Annotated in this window: 15 protein-coding genes; 6 read left to right on the top strand and 9 right to left on the bottom strand. The window is 34.7% G+C overall.

What is annotated here, in order from left to right:
• Positions 1 to 73: 73 nt before the first annotated feature.
• A complete protein-coding gene (locus ACLL8X_RS01350; protein ID WP_411989152.1) occupies positions 74 to 1,600 on the top strand; it encodes an inorganic phosphate transporter in 1,527 nt (508 codons plus the stop codon).
• On the opposite strand, the gene ACLL8X_RS01355 is transcribed toward ACLL8X_RS01350, so the two are convergent.
• The 3 genes from ACLL8X_RS01355 to gatB are packed head-to-tail and all read right to left on the bottom strand — an operon-like array spanning position 1,597 to position 5,098.
• Positions 1,597 to 2,778 (bottom strand): metal-dependent hydrolase, encoded by a 1,182-nt coding sequence (locus tag ACLL8X_RS01355; RefSeq protein ID WP_411989153.1) that lies wholly within the window; start codon positions 2,776 to 2,778, stop codon positions 1,597 to 1,599. The two genes, ACLL8X_RS01350 and ACLL8X_RS01355, sit on opposite strands and share 4 nt — an antisense overlap.
• Complete coding sequence (locus tag ACLL8X_RS01360) at positions 2,775 to 3,680, bottom strand: NAD(P)H-dependent glycerol-3-phosphate dehydrogenase (RefSeq protein ID WP_411989154.1); 906 nt, start codon at positions 3,678 to 3,680, stop codon at positions 2,775 to 2,777. The genes ACLL8X_RS01355 and ACLL8X_RS01360 overlap by 4 nt, the downstream gene beginning before the upstream one ends.
• Entirely contained in the window at positions 3,680 to 5,098 is a 1,419-nt protein-coding gene (gene gatB, locus ACLL8X_RS01365) for an Asp-tRNA(Asn)/Glu-tRNA(Gln) amidotransferase subunit GatB (RefSeq protein WP_411989155.1), read from the bottom strand. The genes ACLL8X_RS01360 and gatB overlap by 1 nt, the downstream gene beginning before the upstream one ends.
• A 119-nt stretch (positions 5,099 to 5,217) precedes the next feature.
• On the opposite strand from gatB, the gene luxS reads away from it, so the two are divergent.
• From luxS to metF, 5 genes are all read left to right on the top strand, one after another.
• On the top strand, positions 5,218 to 5,712 hold the full coding sequence (luxS, locus tag ACLL8X_RS01370) for an S-ribosylhomocysteine lyase (RefSeq protein ID WP_411989156.1): 495 nt from the start codon (positions 5,218 to 5,220) through the stop codon (positions 5,710 to 5,712).
• A 312-nt stretch (positions 5,713 to 6,024) separates the two neighbouring features.
• Entirely contained in the window at positions 6,025 to 7,017 is a 993-nt protein-coding gene (locus ACLL8X_RS01375; protein WP_411989157.1) for an isopenicillin N synthase family dioxygenase, read from the top strand.
• Between the two features lie 9 nt (positions 7,018 to 7,026).
• The gene (locus tag ACLL8X_RS01380) at positions 7,027 to 7,797 is read left to right on the top strand and encodes a MetQ/NlpA family ABC transporter substrate-binding protein (RefSeq protein ID WP_411989158.1); all 771 of its coding nucleotides are present in this window, start codon (positions 7,027 to 7,029) and stop codon (positions 7,795 to 7,797) included.
• Between the two features lie 15 nt (positions 7,798 to 7,812).
• Positions 7,813 to 10,077: a 5-methyltetrahydropteroyltriglutamate--homocysteine S-methyltransferase gene (gene metE, locus ACLL8X_RS01385; protein WP_411989159.1), complete on the top strand. Its 2,265-nt coding sequence runs from the start codon at positions 7,813 to 7,815 to the stop codon at positions 10,075 to 10,077.
• Positions 10,078 to 10,086: 9 nt separating this feature from the next.
• Positions 10,087 to 10,935 carry a methylenetetrahydrofolate reductase [NAD(P)H] gene (gene metF / locus ACLL8X_RS01390; protein WP_411989160.1) on the top strand — a complete coding sequence of 283 codons (849 nt, stop codon included), beginning with the start codon at positions 10,087 to 10,089 and terminating at the stop codon, positions 10,933 to 10,935.
• A gap of 5 nt (positions 10,936 to 10,940) precedes the next feature.
• On the opposite strand, the gene ACLL8X_RS01395 is transcribed toward metF, so the two are convergent.
• The 6 genes from ACLL8X_RS01395 to ACLL8X_RS01420 form a co-directional block, all read right to left on the bottom strand.
• On the bottom strand, positions 10,941 to 11,123 hold the full coding sequence (locus ACLL8X_RS01395; protein WP_411989161.1) for a hypothetical protein: 183 nt from the start codon (positions 11,121 to 11,123) through the stop codon (positions 10,941 to 10,943).
• Positions 11,120 to 11,800 (bottom strand): F0F1 ATP synthase subunit A, encoded by a 681-nt coding sequence (locus tag ACLL8X_RS01400; protein WP_411989162.1) that lies wholly within the window; start codon positions 11,798 to 11,800, stop codon positions 11,120 to 11,122. Before ACLL8X_RS01400 ends, ACLL8X_RS01395 begins: the two co-directional genes overlap by 4 nt.
• Positions 11,801 to 11,867: 67 nt before the next feature.
• Entirely contained in the window at positions 11,868 to 13,202 is a 1,335-nt protein-coding gene (gene radA / locus ACLL8X_RS01405) for a DNA repair protein RadA (protein WP_411989163.1), read from the bottom strand.
• Between the two features lie 16 nt (positions 13,203 to 13,218).
• Entirely contained in the window at positions 13,219 to 15,126 is a 1,908-nt protein-coding gene (locus ACLL8X_RS01410) for a motility associated factor glycosyltransferase family protein (protein WP_411989164.1), read from the bottom strand.
• The gene (ftsY, locus tag ACLL8X_RS01415; protein ID WP_411989165.1) at positions 15,126 to 15,998 is read right to left on the bottom strand and encodes a signal recognition particle-docking protein FtsY; all 873 of its coding nucleotides are present in this window, start codon (positions 15,996 to 15,998) and stop codon (positions 15,126 to 15,128) included. Before ftsY ends, ACLL8X_RS01410 begins: the two co-directional genes overlap by 1 nt.
• Entirely contained in the window at positions 15,998 to 16,555 is a 558-nt protein-coding gene (locus ACLL8X_RS01420; protein WP_411989166.1) for a TlpA family protein disulfide reductase, read from the bottom strand. The genes ftsY and ACLL8X_RS01420 overlap by 1 nt, the downstream gene beginning before the upstream one ends.
• Positions 16,556 to 16,578: the final 23 nt, after the last annotated feature.

The following is a 16,578-nucleotide window of genomic DNA, read 5'->3' on the forward strand; positions in this document are numbered from 1 at the left end:
CTACCTTTAACCCATATACTTAAAAATAAAATTAGCAGATTTAAAGTATAATCAAAAGAAAAAAGGTTTATAAATGCAAAAAGACAACCTAATCGCTTTTATTATTTTCATTATCAGCACTATAGCATTTGTTATTTGGGGCTTTGGCTATATTTCACAACACCAATTAATTCTTTTTATTCTCGCTTCTATATTTGGTATTTTTATGGCATTTAATATAGGTGGAAACGATGTGGCTAATTCCTTTGGAACAAGCGTTGGAGCAAAAACAGTAACAATCAAACAAGCTTTAATCATCGCAGCTGTTTTTGAGCTAAGCGGAGCTATCTTTGCGGGTGCGGAAGTAACTAAGACCATACGCAGTGGCATTGTTATTTTTCCCAATTCTCTTGACCCTATGCTCTTTGTCATCATTATGCTTGCAGCACTTTTAAGCTCTGGGGTTTGGATTTTTATTGCAACCAAAAAAGGGTTGCCTGTATCAACAACACATAGCATTGTCGGTGGAATTGTGGGTGCTAGTATTATGATGGGACTTTTGAAATTTGATGGGGTTCAAACGCTTTCTATGGTTAAGTGGAGTGAAATTTTAAGAATAGCTATTTCTTGGGTAGCATCTCCGCTATTAGGTGGAGTTGTAGCTTATACCATTTACTCTTATATAGACAAGAAAATTTTAAAGCCATCGGAAAAACTGAGTGATGATTTAAAAAATATCAAAAAAGAAAGAAAGAAATTCAAAGAAGAGTATTTTTTAAATTTAAAAACAAAACCCCAAGAAGAACAAATCAAAGAACTTTCGGCCATAGTTTTAGACGATGAAGAACAAGAAAATAGCTCTTATAGAAATAAATTAAAAGAATTTAAAGAAAAAGAAAAAGATATAGATATTTATTCTATTTTAAAAACCCATATGCCAATCATTGCTTGTATTGCTGCTACTATCATTTCTGCGATGTTTTTATTTAAAGGTTTGAATAATGTTAGCACTTTAGACATTTTACAAAACTTTTGGATTATAGGAATTCTTGGAACCATAAGTTACGTTGTAACATTTGCCATAGTCAAAATCGTCAAAAAAACAGAACTTAACAAAACCACAGATAGGCTTTTTTCGTGGTTTCAAATCTTTACAGCTTCCAGCTTTGCCTTTTCTCACGGAGCTAATGATATTGCTAATGCTATTGGACCTTTTGCAGCTATCTTAGATGTCTTAAAAAATGGCACAATCAATGCAACTTCCCCTGTGCCTTTTGCAGCTTTGGCAATGTTTGGAGTTGCTTTAGTTGTAGGACTTTGGTTTTTAGGCAAAGAAGTGATTACCACAGTGGGTTCGAAACTTGCAACCATACGTCCTACCACTGGATTTTCAGCAGAATTAGGAGCAAGTATAGTTATACTCTTAGCTACACAATTTGGAATTCCCGTTAGCTCCACTCATATACTCATAGGTGCTATCTTAGGTATAGGAGTGTATAATAAAAACGCAAATTGGACTATGATGAAACCTATAGGATTAGCTTGGATTATCACTTTACCTGCTGCAGGAATTATGGCAGCACTTGTGTTTTTAGGATTTAAATTATCTTTAGGAATTTAGCAAATTTTTAAAACATTTCTCCCACCAATCATATGCATTTTAAGCTTTCCAAAAAGCTTATCCCTTGCATAAAGTGAGCTTTTTGGGACAAAAAGCTCTTCATTCTCATCAAAAAGCACAAGATTAGCTTCCTTGCCTACTTCTATAATTCCACTATTAAGACCTAAAAATTCGCTAGGATTTTTACTTGTAAATTGGCAAAGCTCTTGCCAAGTTAAAAATCCTTCTTTGATTAAAAAAGTATAACAAAGACTTATAAATTCACACACGCTATGAATTCCAAAAGCCGCCTCATCAAAAGCTAAATCTTTTAAGACAAGAGATTTAGGACTATGCAAAGAAGTTAAAAAGCTTATTTTACCTTCTTTTAAAGCTTGTTTTAAAGCTAAGACATCTTCTTTGCTTCTTAAAGGTGGCATAAGTTTTGCAGCGGTATTAAAGTCTTCACAAGAACTATCATCCTTGATAAGATGATGAATGCTTACAAGTTTTAAATCCTCAGCACCCAGCAATGCCAAAGAATCTTTTAAACTCAAAAGCTCAAACAGTGCTTTATTTTTATAAAATTTAACCAATTCTTTCATCTTAGCCACTTGAGTGGTCTCAGCGATTTTACTCATACCTACAAGCCCCAGCTCAAAACTCATTTGACAATCATTCATCACCCCATTATCATCAAAATCCTTATCATAACAACGCACAAAAATCGGGGAGTCTTTCATCAAAGCATATTGTAAGCTGACTTTTAAAGTATTGGCATCTAAAGAACTATCAAGCTCTAAAGCACAAGCACCCTTATTTAAAAGAGTGGCTAAATTTTTAAGTTTGCCCTCTGTATCCTTCACACGCACACTTGAAAAAATTTGCATTTTTCTTTGGGCTAAATTTTGCAAAAACAAAGCAAAGCTTTCTTCATCAAAATCCATACAATCACGCAAAACTATACTAGAAATTCCTCCTTTTAAGCACTCATTTTCTAAAAGTTCTAAATGAGCTAAAGAAAATTTATCGTTTTTCAAACTCACGCACAAATCTACAAAAGATGGAAGCAAGGTCATAGCCTTAGCATCAAAAATTTCTTCCCCTTGTAAATTAGAACCAATATGAGTGATTTTACCTTCTTTAATCTCTATATCCTGTAAAGAAGCTCCGTAAATTTTTGCATTTTTAATTATCACAATTTTTCTCCATCATTTTGCTTTAATAAATTTTGTGTGGCTTCTTGCGCACTTTTACCCTTAAAAATTGCCACCACCTCATTTACAATAGGCGTATAAATTCCCTTCATTTTGGCTAGTTTTTCAATCGCATAAGCTGTTTTTACCCCTTCGGCTACTTCTTTAAGTTCGGTTAAAATGCTATCTAATTTTTGATTTTGTGCTAGTTTTAAGCCCACTCTATAATTTCTTGATAAAACACTGCTCGCACTCAAAAACAAATCCCCTGCTCCGCTAAGTCCTAAAAAAGTTTCTTCCTTAGCTCCAAAAACCTTGCCAAAACGATGCATTTCTATAAGCCCCCTTGAAATCAACGCCGCCCTTGCATTATTGCCAAGTTCTAAACCATCGCTAATCCCACTTGCAATAGCCAAGACATTCTTATAAGCACCACAAATTTCAGCCCCACGCACATCATCATCAATATAAGTTTTAATAAAACTAGGAAAAAAGCTTGAAAATTCCTTACAAAGCTCTTGATTTATTCCACTAATCATCAAAGCAGTAGGAAGCTTTTGCATTACTTCAGCCGCAAAAGAAGGACCACTTAAAACACAAAAATTTTCCCTATCCACAAAGTTTAAAAAAATCTCATCTAAAAACTGACAAGTGCTATCTTCAATACCTTTTGAAGCGATTAAAATTTTTTGCTTTTGATAGACAAAATTTTTCTCAAGCCAAGCCCTTAAACCCTGCGAACTTAAAGCAAAAATCAAATACTCACATTCTAAAGCTTCTTTTATGCTAACAAAATCTTCTAAATCACGCTGATGGGGAGAGCTGATAAAGCAAGTATGCTTTTCTTTGAAGGCTAAGTGCAAGGCACTGCCCCATTTTCCCGCACCAATAACCGCTATACTCATTAGCCAAGCTTTGCTTTTAAAATTTCATTGACCTTTGCAGGATTAAAAGCCCCTTTGCCTTCTTTCATCACTTGTCCCACAAAGAAGCCAAAGAGCTTGTCCTTACCGCTTTTATATTCAGCGACCTTATCCGTATTTGCACTTAAAATTTGCTCAATTACCGCTTCAATAGCCGAGTCATCACTTACTTGTTTAAGTCCTAATTTTTCTATGGCTTCATCAATGCCTACGCTTGTATTTTCAAAAACAAAGGCTAAAACATCTTTAGCTGCCTTTGCACTGATAAGTCCTTCTTCTATGCGTTGAATCAAAATTCCAAGTTTTTTCGCATCCACAGGGGAATTTTCTATATTAAGCTCTCCCTTTAAAAGCCCCATCAATTCGGTATTTAGCCAATTTACGCAAAGCTTAGGGCTTAAATTTTGAGAAATAAGACTTTCAAAAAAACGACTCATTTCTAGTGAGCTAATTATCACCTCAGCATCACTTTCTTTTATACCCAACTCGCTGACAAAACGCATTTTTTTCTCATCAGGAAGTTCAGGGATTTTGATTTGCAAAAACTCATCTTTTAACAAAACAGGAAGCAAGTCAGGGTCTGGAAAATAACGATATTCAGCCGCTTCTTCTTTGCCACGCATACTTCTTGTAACTAAATTTGTAGTGTCAAAAAGTCTTGTTTCTTGCACCACTTCTTGCTCATAAGTGCCATCTTCCCAAGCTTCGCTTTGTCTTTTGACTTCAAAATCTATGGCTTTTTGAATAAAACGAAAAGAATTAAGATTTTTAATCTCCACCCTAGTGTAAAGCTTGTTATCGCCTTTTGGACGGATACTTACATTCGCATCACATCTAAAACTTCCTTCTTGCATATTGGCATCTGAAATATCTAAAAAACGAATAATAGAATGAAGCTTTTTAAGATAAGCCACCGCTTCATCGCTACTTCTAAGCTCAGGCTCACTTACTATCTCAAGCAAGGGTGTTCCTGCACGATTTAAATCCACTTTAGAAACATTATTTTCGTGGATATTTTTACCCGCATCCTCTTCTAAATGCGCCCTTGTAATGCCTATGCGTTTATTTTCGCCATTGACATTAATAAAAAGCTCACCCTTTTGCACTATGGGAATGTCAAATTGTGAAATTTGATAAGCCTTAGGCAGGTCCGGATAAAAATAATTTTTGCGGTTAAAAACACTTTTTTTATTAATTGTTGCATTCACAGCCTTTCCAAAAGCTATGGCTTTTTTTACCGCTTCTTCGTTTAAAACAGGCAAAGCACCCGGTAAGGCTAGGCAAGTGGGACAGACATTGGTATTTGCAAGTTCTCCAAAAGAAGTCGCACAAGAGCAAAAGATTTTTGTTTTGGTATTAAGCTGAGTATGAACTTCAAGCCCTATAATTACTTCAAACATTGAATTTTCCTTAAAATTTTAAAATGCTTTATTTTAGCTTTTTTTCTTTTAGAAAGGCTTTAAATATTAACTTTAAATGCTATAATCCCTAACCCAATTTCATATTTTAAGGAGTTAAAATGCCATTATTAGATAGTTTTAAAGTTGATCATACCAAAATGCCAGCTCCTGCTGTGCGTCTAGCCAAAACAATGAAAAGCCCAAAAGGCGATGATATTAGTGTGTTTGATTTGCGTTTTTGTGTGCCAAATAAAGACATTATGAGCGAAAAAGGCACGCATACCCTAGAGCATTTATTTGCGGGTTTTATGAGAGAACATTTAAACTCAAATGCCGTTGAAATCATCGATATTTCGCCTATGGGTTGTCGCACGGGTTTTTATATGAGTTTGATTGGAACACCCGATGAAAAAAGCGTGGTTAAGGCTTGGGAAAATTCTATGCAAGATGTGCTTAAGGTAAAATCCCAAGAAGACATACCCGAGCTTAATATTTATCAATGCGGCTCTTGTAAATTACACTCCCTCGATGAAGCAAAGCAAATCGCTCAAAAAGTTCTAAATTCAGGCATAGGCGTGATGAATAACGCTGAATTAAAGCTTGAAAATCTTTGAAATTCTAAAATCCTTGCTTTGTCAAGGATTTAAGTTTTATTTAATATATTTTTTTATATACTCTCGCAATTTTATTTTCAAGGAGAAAAAATGAAACTGATGTGCCAGATGTGTAGTATCTAGTGCGTCCTTTGGCTTGACTTTATGTTTCCAAAGGTCCAAAGGTGGATAAGGAGATATAAAGTGAAGTCAAACTTAAGTTAAAAAATCAAAAAATCATTTTTTCAACTTTAAAAGCTCACTAAATTTTCACAAAAAATTAAATCCAAACTTATCTTCTTATCCTTAAAATATAGTTTTAAGGAATGAAAAATGAATTTACCTATACTTGATTTGCAAGATTACGAAAAAGATAAAAAAACTTTTCTTAAAAATTTAAGAGAAATTACTTCCAAAATAGGCTTTTTTTATCTCACTAATTTTGGAGTGGATAGAAAGCTAAACAAGCATTTATTCAAACTTGGCAAGGATTTTTTTAATCTTCCTAGAAGCTCTAAAGAGCTTATTTCTATGGTGCATTCGCCCCAATTTAGAGGCTATACAAGCGAGGGTTTTGAATACACCGCAGGGGCTAAGGATTATAGAGAACAACTTGACATAGGCACAGAAGCTAATGTTTTAAAATGGGACTTAAACTCGCCCCTATGGAAAAGACTAGAGGGTCCTAATCTTTGGCCTAAAGAAATACCAGAGCTAAAAAACACCTTTCTAGCTTGGCATGAGCAAACTAAAAAAGCTTGTTTGAAGCTTTTACAAGCCTTTGCTGAGTGCCTTAGTTTGCCCAGCGATGCTTTTAACCAGCTTTATGGCGTGAATTCTTACGAGCATTGTAAAATCCTGCGTTATCCTAAAAGCTCTCCAAAAAGTAAGCAAGGAGTAGGCTCACACAAAGACGGCGGGTTGATTACCTTTGTTTTTCAAGAAGAACAAAGCGGACTTGAAGCCTTTATAGATGGCAAATGGCTTAGCATACCACCCCTTGAAGATAGTGTAGTGGTAAATATAGGGGAATTTTTAGAACTTGCCACTAATGGCTATTTAAAAGCCACTATACACCGTGTTAATTTAAGCTCAAAAGAACGCTTTAGCATAGCTTATTTTTTGGGTGTTCAGCTAGATAAGGACATACCTGTTTTTACCTTAAGCCCCGAACTAGCAAAAGAGAGCAAAGGTGTGGATACTGACCCTAAAAATCCACTTTTAAGAAATGTCGCTAGTAATTATTTTAAGAGAATGATACGCTCCCATCCTGATGTGGCACGCATTTATCATAGCGATTTAATAGAAAAATTCAGTTTTGCATAAGGAGAAACAATGACTTTATTTACCAAAGCTTTTTGTATCACTACACTTTTTACAGGTTTTGCTTGGGCAAATGAAGAGCTAAAAGTTGGCTCATCTATTATCCCACACGCAGAAATTTTAAGGTTTATCAAGCCTACGCTAGAAAAACAGGGCTATGATTTAAAGGTTTATGAATTTAATGACGGGGTTATCCCTAATGTTATGGTAGAAAATGGGGAATTAGACGCTAATTACTTCCAGCACGAGCCTTATTTAAAGGAATTCAATCAAAGAAAAGGCACGCACATAGTAAAAGCAGCTAGCATACACATTGAGCCTATGGCGGTGTATTCTAAAAAGCATAAGGATTTTAACCCCAAAGAAGGAGCTAAAATTTCCTTGCCTAATAACCCTACTAATGAAAGCCGTGCCTTGCGTATAGTGGCTAGTGCAGGGCTTATAGAAGTAAAGGATAATGAGCTTATAACCGCTGTGGATATTACCAAAAATCCACGAAAAATCGAATTTGTGGAATTAAAAGACGCCCAGCTTCCAAGAAGCTTAGATGATGTTGATTATGCTCTTATTAATAGTAATCACGCTATACTAGCAGGTCTAAACCCTGTTAAAGATGGGCTTTACACAGAAAGCAAGTATAGTCAATACGGCAATATCATAGCCGTAAAAGAAGGCAATGAGGAGCTTCCTAAAATCAAAGCTTTAATCAAGGCTTTGCAAAGCGAGGAGGTTAGGGAATTTATACAAGAAAAATATCAGGGTGCTTTAGTGCCAACATTTTAAACAAGGAGAATTTATATGCAAACTTCAATCATTTCTTACCCAAGAATAGGTGCAAATAGGGAGCTAAAATTTGCTATTGAAAAATATTTTAAAAAACAAAGCTCAAAAGAAGAGCTTTTAGAATGTGCTAAAAGCTTAAGAGCTAGACACTGGAGCGAAATCAAAGAAGCAGGTATTGACTTTATCCCAAGCAATGACTTTTCTTTTTATGATAATGTTTTAGATACAGCTGTGCTTTTTAATATCATCTCTAAGCGTTATAAGGCTTTAAATTTAGACCCGCTAGAAGAATATTTTGCCCAAAGCCGGGGCTATCAGGGCGAAAAAGGCGATACCACAGCCTTAGCTATGAAAAAATGGTTTAATACAAATTACCATTATCTAGTGCCAGAATGCGATGACGCAGAGCTTATAGCCTTAAGCGGGGATAAAATTTTCAAAGAATACCTTGAGGCAAAGGAACAAGGTATAGAGAGTAAGCCTGTTTTAATAGGGATTTTTACTCTTTTTAAACTCATAGCCTTTAAGGATGAAGCCACCCAAAAGCTGGCTCAAAAAAAGCTTTTAAAAGCCTACATAGAGCTTTTTGAGAAATTAAACTCTTTAGGGGTGAAGTGGCTAGAACTTGATGAGCCTTATTTGGTCTATGATTTAGAGCCAAAAGATTTGGAGCTTTTTGAAGAATTTTATAAAGAGCTTTTAACACACAAAAAAAATCTTAAAATTCTACTTCAAAGCTATTTTGGGGATTTAAGGGATATTTATCCTAAGCTTTTAAACTATGATTTTGATGGTTTGGGACTTGATTTTGTAGAAGGCAAACAAAGCTTGGCTTTGGTTCAAAAATATGGCTTTGCTAAAGATAAAATCCTTTTTGCAGGCTTAATCAATGGCAAAAATATTTATGCTAATGATTATGCTAAAAGTCTAAAACTTGTAAAAGAGCTTCAAAAATACACCCAAAATATCGTCTTAAACACTTCTTGTTCGCTTTTACATGTGCCTTATAGCACTGAATTTGAAAGCCGATTGGATTCAACTTATCTCAAACTTTTCGCCTTTGCAAAGCAAAAGCTAAAAGAGCTTAAGGATTTAAAAGAAATCTTAAATTCTAGTGAAGAAAATCCGCTTTTTAAAGCCAATCAAGAGCTATTTAAAAACATCCCTAATCGCTTAGATGAAAGCGTTAAAGCAAGACTTAAGTCTTTAAAAAAAGAAGATTTTGTGCGTCAGCCTGAATTTAAAGAACGCATACAAATTCAAAAAGATTTTTTAAAACTCCCTTTACTGCCTACCACAACCATAGGTTCTTTTCCGCAAAGTGCTGATGTGCGTTCAAACCGCCTAGCCTTTAAGCAGCAAAAAATTTCAGCCCAAAACTACACTGAATTTAATCAGCAAAAAATCAAAGAATGCCTACAAATTCAAGAAGAAATAGGACTTGATGTTCTAGTGCATGGGGAATTTGAAAGAAATGATATGGTGGAGTATTTTGGAGAGAATTTACAAGGCTTTTTATTTACCCAAAATGGCTGGGTGCAAAGCTATGGGACAAGATGCGTCAAACCTCCTGTAATTTGGGGCGATGTATCTCGCACTAAGCCCATCACTCTATCTTGGTCAAAATTCGCTCAAAGCCTGAGCCAAAAAATCGTAAAGGGTATGCTAACAGGTCCTGTAACCATACTCAACTGGTCCTTTCCAAGAGAAGATATTAGCCTTAAAGAAAGCACCGAACAAATCGCTTTGGCTATACGAGATGAAGTTTTGGATTTAGAAAATGCGGGTATAAAAATCATACAAATTGACGAGGCAGCCCTAAGAGAAAAATTGCCTTTAAGAAAGAGTGATTGGCATAGCGAGTATTTAGACTGGGCTATCCCTGCTTTTAATCTTGTCCATAGCGGAGTAAAAGCCACAACCCAAATTCACACCCATATGTGTTATAGTGAATTTAATGATATTTTAAAAGAAATTGATGCCTTAGATGCAGATGTGATTTCTTTTGAAGCAAGCCGTTCGAATTTAGAGCTTTTAGATACGCTTAAAGCGGTTCATTTTAAAACCCAAGTGGGACCGGGCGTTTATGATATACATAGCCCTAGAGTTCCAAGCGAAGAAGAAATTCAAGCAACCCTAGAGAAAATTCTAAGTAAATTGCCTAAGGAGCAAATTTGGATTAATCCAGACTGCGGACTTAAAACAAGGGCTTATGAAGAAGTCATAGCCTCTCTTAAAAATTTAGTGTCTGCTACGCAAAAAATTAGAGAGAAATTGTAAGGAGTTTTTATGTGCAGCTTTTCCTTTGAAGTTTTTCCACCTAGAAAAGATGAAAGTATTAAAAATCTCGGTGCTATTTTAGATGATTTAGGACAATTAAGTCCTAATTTCATCAGCGTAACCTTTGGTGCTGGGGGTTCGATTAATTCGCAAAATACCCTAGAAGTAGCAAGTCTCATTCAAGAAAAATACCAAATTCCCAGCATAGTGCATTTGCCCTGCATACACTCAAGCAAAGAAAAAATTTCATCCATACTCCAACAATGCAAAGAAAGAAAACTGGATAAAATCCTAGCTCTTAGGGGGGATTTGTGCGGGGATTTGCCAAAAAGCAAGGATTTTTCCTATGCAAGTGATTTAATCGCCTTTATCAAAGAGCAAGAAGGCTTTGAAATTTATGCGGCTTGCTATCCTGAAAAGCACAATGAGGCTAAAAATTTCATCGAAGACATCCATTATCTTAAAGATAAAGTTAATACTGGCACAGACAAACTCATCACTCAGCTTTTTTACAATAATGAAGATTTTTACACCTTTAAGCAAAATTGTGCCTTAACGGGCATAAAGGTGCCTATTTACGCAGGGATTATGCCCATTACCAACAAAAGACAAATTTTAAAAATTTCTCAACTTTGCGGAGCTAAAATCCCAAGCAAATTTAGCAAAATTTTAGAAAAATACGAGAATAATACCCTAGCCCTAGAAGACGCAGGAATAGCCTATGCCATAGACCAAATCGTTGATTTAATCACTAGTGGGGTGGATGGAATTCATCTTTATACTATGAATAAATCCAAAGCGGCTATAAGAATTTATGAAGCTGTGAAATATTTACTTAAAGAAGAACTTCAAGCTTAAAAAAATTAAGCTTGATTTTTAAGCTCATAATTTTTTATAAGCAAGATAAAAATCAAACTTAAAGCAAGACCCGGCAAACTTGCCAAGCAAAGATATAAAAGTGAATTAAATTTTAAAGAAGCCAAAAAGATTCCAAAAAACACTAGAGCCAAAGAAGCACCTTTAAAAAATTCTAAAATATAAATCAATGACCTTCCTCAACCACGGTCGCACCCGCTAAATACACATAGCTTAAAATCATAAAAATAAAAGCCTGTAAAAATGCCATAAAGGTCAAAAGCACATAAGCAGGTAGGGGTGCTATATAAGGAACCAAAGCTAAAATTACCATCAAAAATAAATCATCGCCCTTGATATTTCCAAAAAGACGAAAAGATAAAGAAATCACACGGGAAAGATGAGAAACAACTTCTATGGGAAACATTAAAGGAGCTAAAAGCTTAATAGGTCCCATAAAATGGGCAAAATACTTTACAAAACCCTGAGTTTTAATGCCTTCAAAATGATAATACACAAAAACAATAAGGGCTAAAGACAGGGTCAAATTTAAACTCGCCGTTGGGGCGTGAAAACCCGGTATAATACCTATAATATTGCTAAAAAATACTATAATCCCTAAGGTCGCAACAAGCGGAAGATACTTTCTTGCACCCTTTTCGCTTCCCATAGTATCCTTACCCATAGACAAAACCCCTTCTAAGAAAGCTTCGCCTAAATTCTGCATACCACGCGGAACAAGCTGCATAGAACGAGTAGCCATTATAGCAATAACAACGGCTATTAAAGCCACTAAAGCCAAATGAAAAAAATAAGAAAAAGTATGACTTGGGTCGATTAAAGAGCTAAATAAGAATAAATCTTTCATAATTTCCTCAAAAATTTTATTTTAAAGCCTGATTATACTCAATTCTTGCTTATACTTTAATGAAAAGCTACATCCATTCTAAAACTTGAGTGATTTCCTTTGCCACAAAGCATTTAAGCCCCATATCTTCTAAAGGTTTAGCTGGGACAATGGCATTTTTAAATTTTTGCATTTTAGCTTCTTTTAAACGCGTATCAAGGCTAAAAACTTCTCTAATTTCTCCATTTAAACTCAGCTCTCCTATAAAAATACTATCCTTACTCAAAGGGCGATTTTTAAAACTAGAAATAATAGCCGCAACCACAGCCAAATCCGCCGCTGTTTCATTGATTCTAACCCCGCCGCTAATATTTACAAACACATCATAATGTCCCAGTGGAAGCTCAAGCTTTCTCTCTAACAAAGCCAAAAGCATATCAAGGCGATTTTTCTCATAGCCTGTGGCACTGCGTTTTGGATAAGAGCTTTCACAAACTAAAGCCTGCACTTCTAAAACCAAAGCACGAGAACCTTCCATCACGACCCCCAAAGCACTTCCTGAAGTCGCTTTGGCACGCGTGAAAAAACGATTGGCTAAATCCTTAGCACTCACCAAGCCCTTAGCTGTCATTTCAAAAATTCCCACTTCACTTGTGCCGCCAAAACGATTTTTAAACCCCCTTAGAATCCTAAGCTCTTTAGTAGCATCTCCTTCAAAATAAAGCACCACATCGACCATATGCTCTAAAACCCTAGGACCTGCGATAGAGCCTTCTTTAGTGATATGTCCTATGATAAAAGTGCTGATATTAAAAGCCTTACTTAAACGCATAAGCTCAAAAGTGATTTCACGCACCTGGGTGATGCTGCCTGCGGCTGAAGTAATTTTATTTGAATATAAAGTTTGTATAGAATCAATAATAAGAATACTATAATCATTTTTATGCAATTGTCCTAAGATATTTTCAAGACAAAGCTCAGTGAGTAAAAATAAATTTGGCGTATTAGCCTCAAGGCGGTCGGCTCTTAGCTTGATTTGTGCCTTGCTCTCTTCGCCGCTTACATAAAGGACTTTTTTGCCTTGTTTGGCTAAATTTGAAGCAATTTTAAGCAAAAGAGTAGATTTACCCACACCCGGACTTCCCCCAATCAGCACCAAAGAGCCTTCAACAAGCCCACCCCCTAAAACCAAATCAAGCTCCTCATCATTCGTGCTGTTTCGCAAAAAATGTTCAAGCTCCACATCTTCAATACAAACAGCCTCGCTAGAGGGTAAGCTAGCCACTTCTTTTAAAAGCTTAATTTGCTCAGCTTTTAATTCTACAAAACTATCCCAAGAGCCACATTCTGGGCATTTTCCAAGCCATTTTCTTTGCTGATTTCCACAGGCTTGACATTCAAATAAAACTTGTTTTTTAGCCATCAAACTACCTAAATTTTTAAGAAATTATATAAGAATTAGCCTTTAATTTTCTTTTCATAAGTTCTTTTGTTAGGGGGGCTAAGTGATTTTGAATTTTTTCTTTTAATAACTTGATATTGGCTATTAAAACTTCAAACAAAAAAATATGGTCTTTAATCCAAGTTAAATTTTTATCCAACCATTCCTTTTCATTTCTAGGATTAATCACATAAATTCGGGCTAAATTAAGCTCAAATTGACTTAAAAAGGGGTTAATGCACTCATAAAATATACCAAAACAATATTTTTCTATTTGAGTTTTAAACTCATCAAGCTTTAATATAGTGTCTTTTATATCTTCTTTAGCTTTAGAAAATTCACAAGAATTTTGTATTTTTAGCAAAGCCTTAGTGAGTGTATTTAAATGCTCTGTAAAATTAAGAATAAATTCATCACAATGCGAGTTTAAAAATTCGATTTTTGCATAAACTTTTAATAATAACTCATCTTGCACATGCTTTTCTAAATTTTTTGGATATAAAAAGGGCTTAGACAAAGTCTTATCGGCTAAGTCTTCACAACACTGCTTAAAAGACTTTTCTAGGGTGCCTTTAATGAACGCTCCGCCTTCTGTGGCATTGTAAAAACAAAAATGATTTTTAGTGCTGATAAAATTTTCCATAGTAAGCCTAAAAATATTCCACAAATTATGAGTTTGAACATATTTTTTACCCCCATATCCTAAAACTTGAATTTTTTCATTGCTATATTCGCTTTCAAAATCATAGCCATAAATATAATTCTTAGCGTGAGAAGCCCCGTCCTCACTAAATGCCAAATCCTGACCTATAAAAACTATATTTTCGTGGTTTAAAGCACAAGCAAGTTCCAAAGCATTTAAGGCAACGGTGTTACCTGAGGTTAATTGCCCAAAGTCCTCCAAATTTAAATCCTTTAAAAACTCCGTAGGATAGGGAACTAAAATATATTTTCTATTTGTTTGTTCTAAACACTTTATAGCCGATGGATGCACTAAGGCAAGGAGTATAAAAACTATATCCTTATCTATATTTTCATAATTTTGCTCTATGAGTTTAGAAGTAACTTCACTCCTTTCACTCATCAAAACATAATCAGGCTTTATATTTTCCCTTGCAAGTATGCTATAAGCACTATCAGCACAGAATATACTAAAATAAGCTTGATATTTTTTAAGCAAAGGAAGCTGCTTGGTAAGAGAAGGTCCAGTTGAAACTATAATAGCCGTTTTTGATTTAAAATTTCTTTCCATCCATAGCTTTTTTAAGGGTGGATTTTCTATCATTTTAGGAAAATTATAGATAAATTGAGAAATTCCAGTCAAAGCATCTTCTAAATCATTTCCCAGACCAAAAACTATGGTTTTGATTATATTTGAAATTTTTTGATTAAGCTTTATGATATTTTCCCCATAACACTCATAATACTCACTATGCAAATGAATATCATAAACTCTTAAAAAATCATAAAAGGGTTTGGTTCGAAAAAGTGTCGTTAAATCTAAATCTGAAATTTCGCTATTTAAAATTATAATTTTACGCTCTCTTAATTCGGCTGAAAAATCTATATGATGAAGAACGCAAAATAACAATTCTATCTCATCTTCAAAGACAACTATATGCTTTAAATTTGAATTCTTAAGCAAGGCTTTATATAAAATTCCACTTCCAAAACCATAAAAATAAAGCACAGGATATAAAAAATATTGACTTTGAAAAAATTCTAATTTTTCTTGTAAATTTGCTTGTGGATTTTCATAGATACAAAGCTTATTTTTTCTATGTCTAAAATTAAATCCCCCCCCCCCATTGTCAATTTTTTCAAAGCTATTTTCTTTTAAATTTGAAAGCTTATGAGCTAGATAAGGATTATTTAAAGAATTAAGATTGTTTAAAAAGATATTCATCATTCACTCTCAAAGATAGGCTCTAGTAGAGTATCCAAATAAAGCTCTGCACTAAATTCTTGCAAATGGGTCATTTGCTCACCCACACCCACATAGAGTATAGGCAACTCAAGCTCTCTTGCTATACTAAAAAGTGCTCCACCCTTAGCCGTGCCATCAAGCTTAGTAATAATCACACCATCAAGCTTTACAAGCTCATTAAATGCTTTTGCTTGCAAAATTCCCGCATTTCCCTGAGTTCCATCTAGCACCAAAATTTTTCTATGAGGCGCACCTTCTAAAGCCTTGTTTGAAATTCTTATGATTTTTTCAAGTTCGTTGGCTAAATTTTTTTGATTTTGCAAACGCCCTGCTGTATCGATAATAACCCTATCAAAACCTTTAGCCACAGCCTTGCTAATCGTATCAAAAGCCACAGCTGAAGGGTCGTGTCCTTGTCTTGTAAGCACGGACTCTACTCCTATTTTCTCCGCCCAAAGTCTTAATTGCTCAATCGCACCCGCCCTAAAGGTATCACAAGCTCCTAAAATCACCTTTTGATTTTGGCTTTTATAAAGATAAGCGAGCTTGGCTATGCTTGTAGTTTTGCCCGCTCCATTTACTCCTAAAATAAGCTCTACAAAAGGTTTTAAAGCCCTATTTTGAGGCTTTTCATAAAGAAAATAAGAACCCATTACGCGTTTTAAATCTTCTTTTTTCACTTCATTTTGCGGGGGTAAATAATAAATAATTTCCTCCACTATCTCATAACTCACATCCGCTTCAAGCAAAAGCTCTTCAAGCAAATCTTTGCTTATTTTTTTATTTGCTCCCTTGATACTTACAATATTTTCAAGGGTTTTTGCCAGTGATTTTTTAAAAAAATTAAACATTAAAGTATAGCCTTTTGTATATCGATTTCAAGCATTTCTTCAGGGATAAGCCCAAGGTATTGATTGATGAGCTTAGAATGTTTATTGTAAAGAAACATAGTAGGAATTCCATTTACTCCACCTAAAGCCTTAGCTAGAAGATAGTTGTTTTCACCACTAGCAAGTTTATAGGATATTTTGTATTTTTCTATAAATTTTCCAAGCTCATCCTTACTCTTGTCTTCTAATAAAACCCCAATTATATTAAAATCATTTTTATATTTTTCTTGCAATTTATTAAGATGGGGAATTTCAGCAATACAAGGAGCACACCAAGTGGTAAAAAATACAAATAAAGTCGCCTTATCTTCATCATAAAAATCCATAAGCGAATTTTCCTTTTTCACAGAAAAAGAACCGCCATCTATTAAACTAAGCTTAAAATTTACATCATCACTTTGACTTATACTAGCTTGTGTGCTCAAATTGGCATCATTTTCTTGCTTTTCTTTGTCATTAGAACAAGCAAGAAATAAACAAGATAGCACAAGCAAAAGAAATATTTTTTTAATCCACATAATTCTTATCCTTTTTTGCAAAA

It is taken from the genome of Campylobacter parajejuni (genome assembly GCF_046764905.1).
Classification (GTDB): Bacteria; Campylobacterota; Campylobacteria; order Campylobacterales; family Campylobacteraceae; genus Campylobacter_D.

Excerpts from the sequence above, each read along its gene's own strand:
- ACLL8X_RS01400 (WP_411989162.1), bottom strand. The coding sequence starts at position 11,800 with ATGAAAGATTTATTCTTATTTAGCTCTTTAATCGACCCAAGTCATACT.
- metE (WP_411989159.1), top strand. The coding sequence starts at position 7,813 with ATGCAAACTTCAATCATTTCTTACCCAAGAATAGGTGCAAATAGGGAG.
- ftsY (WP_411989165.1), bottom strand. The coding sequence starts at position 15,998 with ATGTTTAATTTTTTTAAAAAATCACTGGCAAAAACCCTTGAAAATATT.
- radA (WP_411989163.1), bottom strand. The coding sequence starts at position 13,202 with ATGGCTAAAAAACAAGTTTTATTTGAATGTCAAGCCTGTGGAAATCAG.
- metF (WP_411989160.1), top strand. The coding sequence starts at position 10,087 with ATGTGCAGCTTTTCCTTTGAAGTTTTTCCACCTAGAAAAGATGAAAGT.
- ACLL8X_RS01350 (WP_411989152.1), top strand. The coding sequence starts at position 74 with ATGCAAAAAGACAACCTAATCGCTTTTATTATTTTCATTATCAGCACT.
- ACLL8X_RS01360 (WP_411989154.1), bottom strand. The coding sequence starts at position 3,680 with ATGAGTATAGCGGTTATTGGTGCGGGAAAATGGGGCAGTGCCTTGCAC.
- ACLL8X_RS01375 (WP_411989157.1), top strand. The coding sequence starts at position 6,025 with ATGAATTTACCTATACTTGATTTGCAAGATTACGAAAAAGATAAAAAA.
- ACLL8X_RS01420 (WP_411989166.1), bottom strand. The coding sequence starts at position 16,555 with ATGTGGATTAAAAAAATATTTCTTTTGCTTGTGCTATCTTGTTTATTT.
- gatB (WP_411989155.1), bottom strand. The coding sequence starts at position 5,098 with ATGTTTGAAGTAATTATAGGGCTTGAAGTTCATACTCAGCTTAATACC.
- ACLL8X_RS01380 (WP_411989158.1), top strand. The coding sequence starts at position 7,027 with ATGACTTTATTTACCAAAGCTTTTTGTATCACTACACTTTTTACAGGT.
- ACLL8X_RS01410 (WP_411989164.1), bottom strand. The coding sequence starts at position 15,126 with ATGAATATCTTTTTAAACAATCTTAATTCTTTAAATAATCCTTATCTA.
- luxS (WP_411989156.1), top strand. The coding sequence starts at position 5,218 with ATGCCATTATTAGATAGTTTTAAAGTTGATCATACCAAAATGCCAGCT.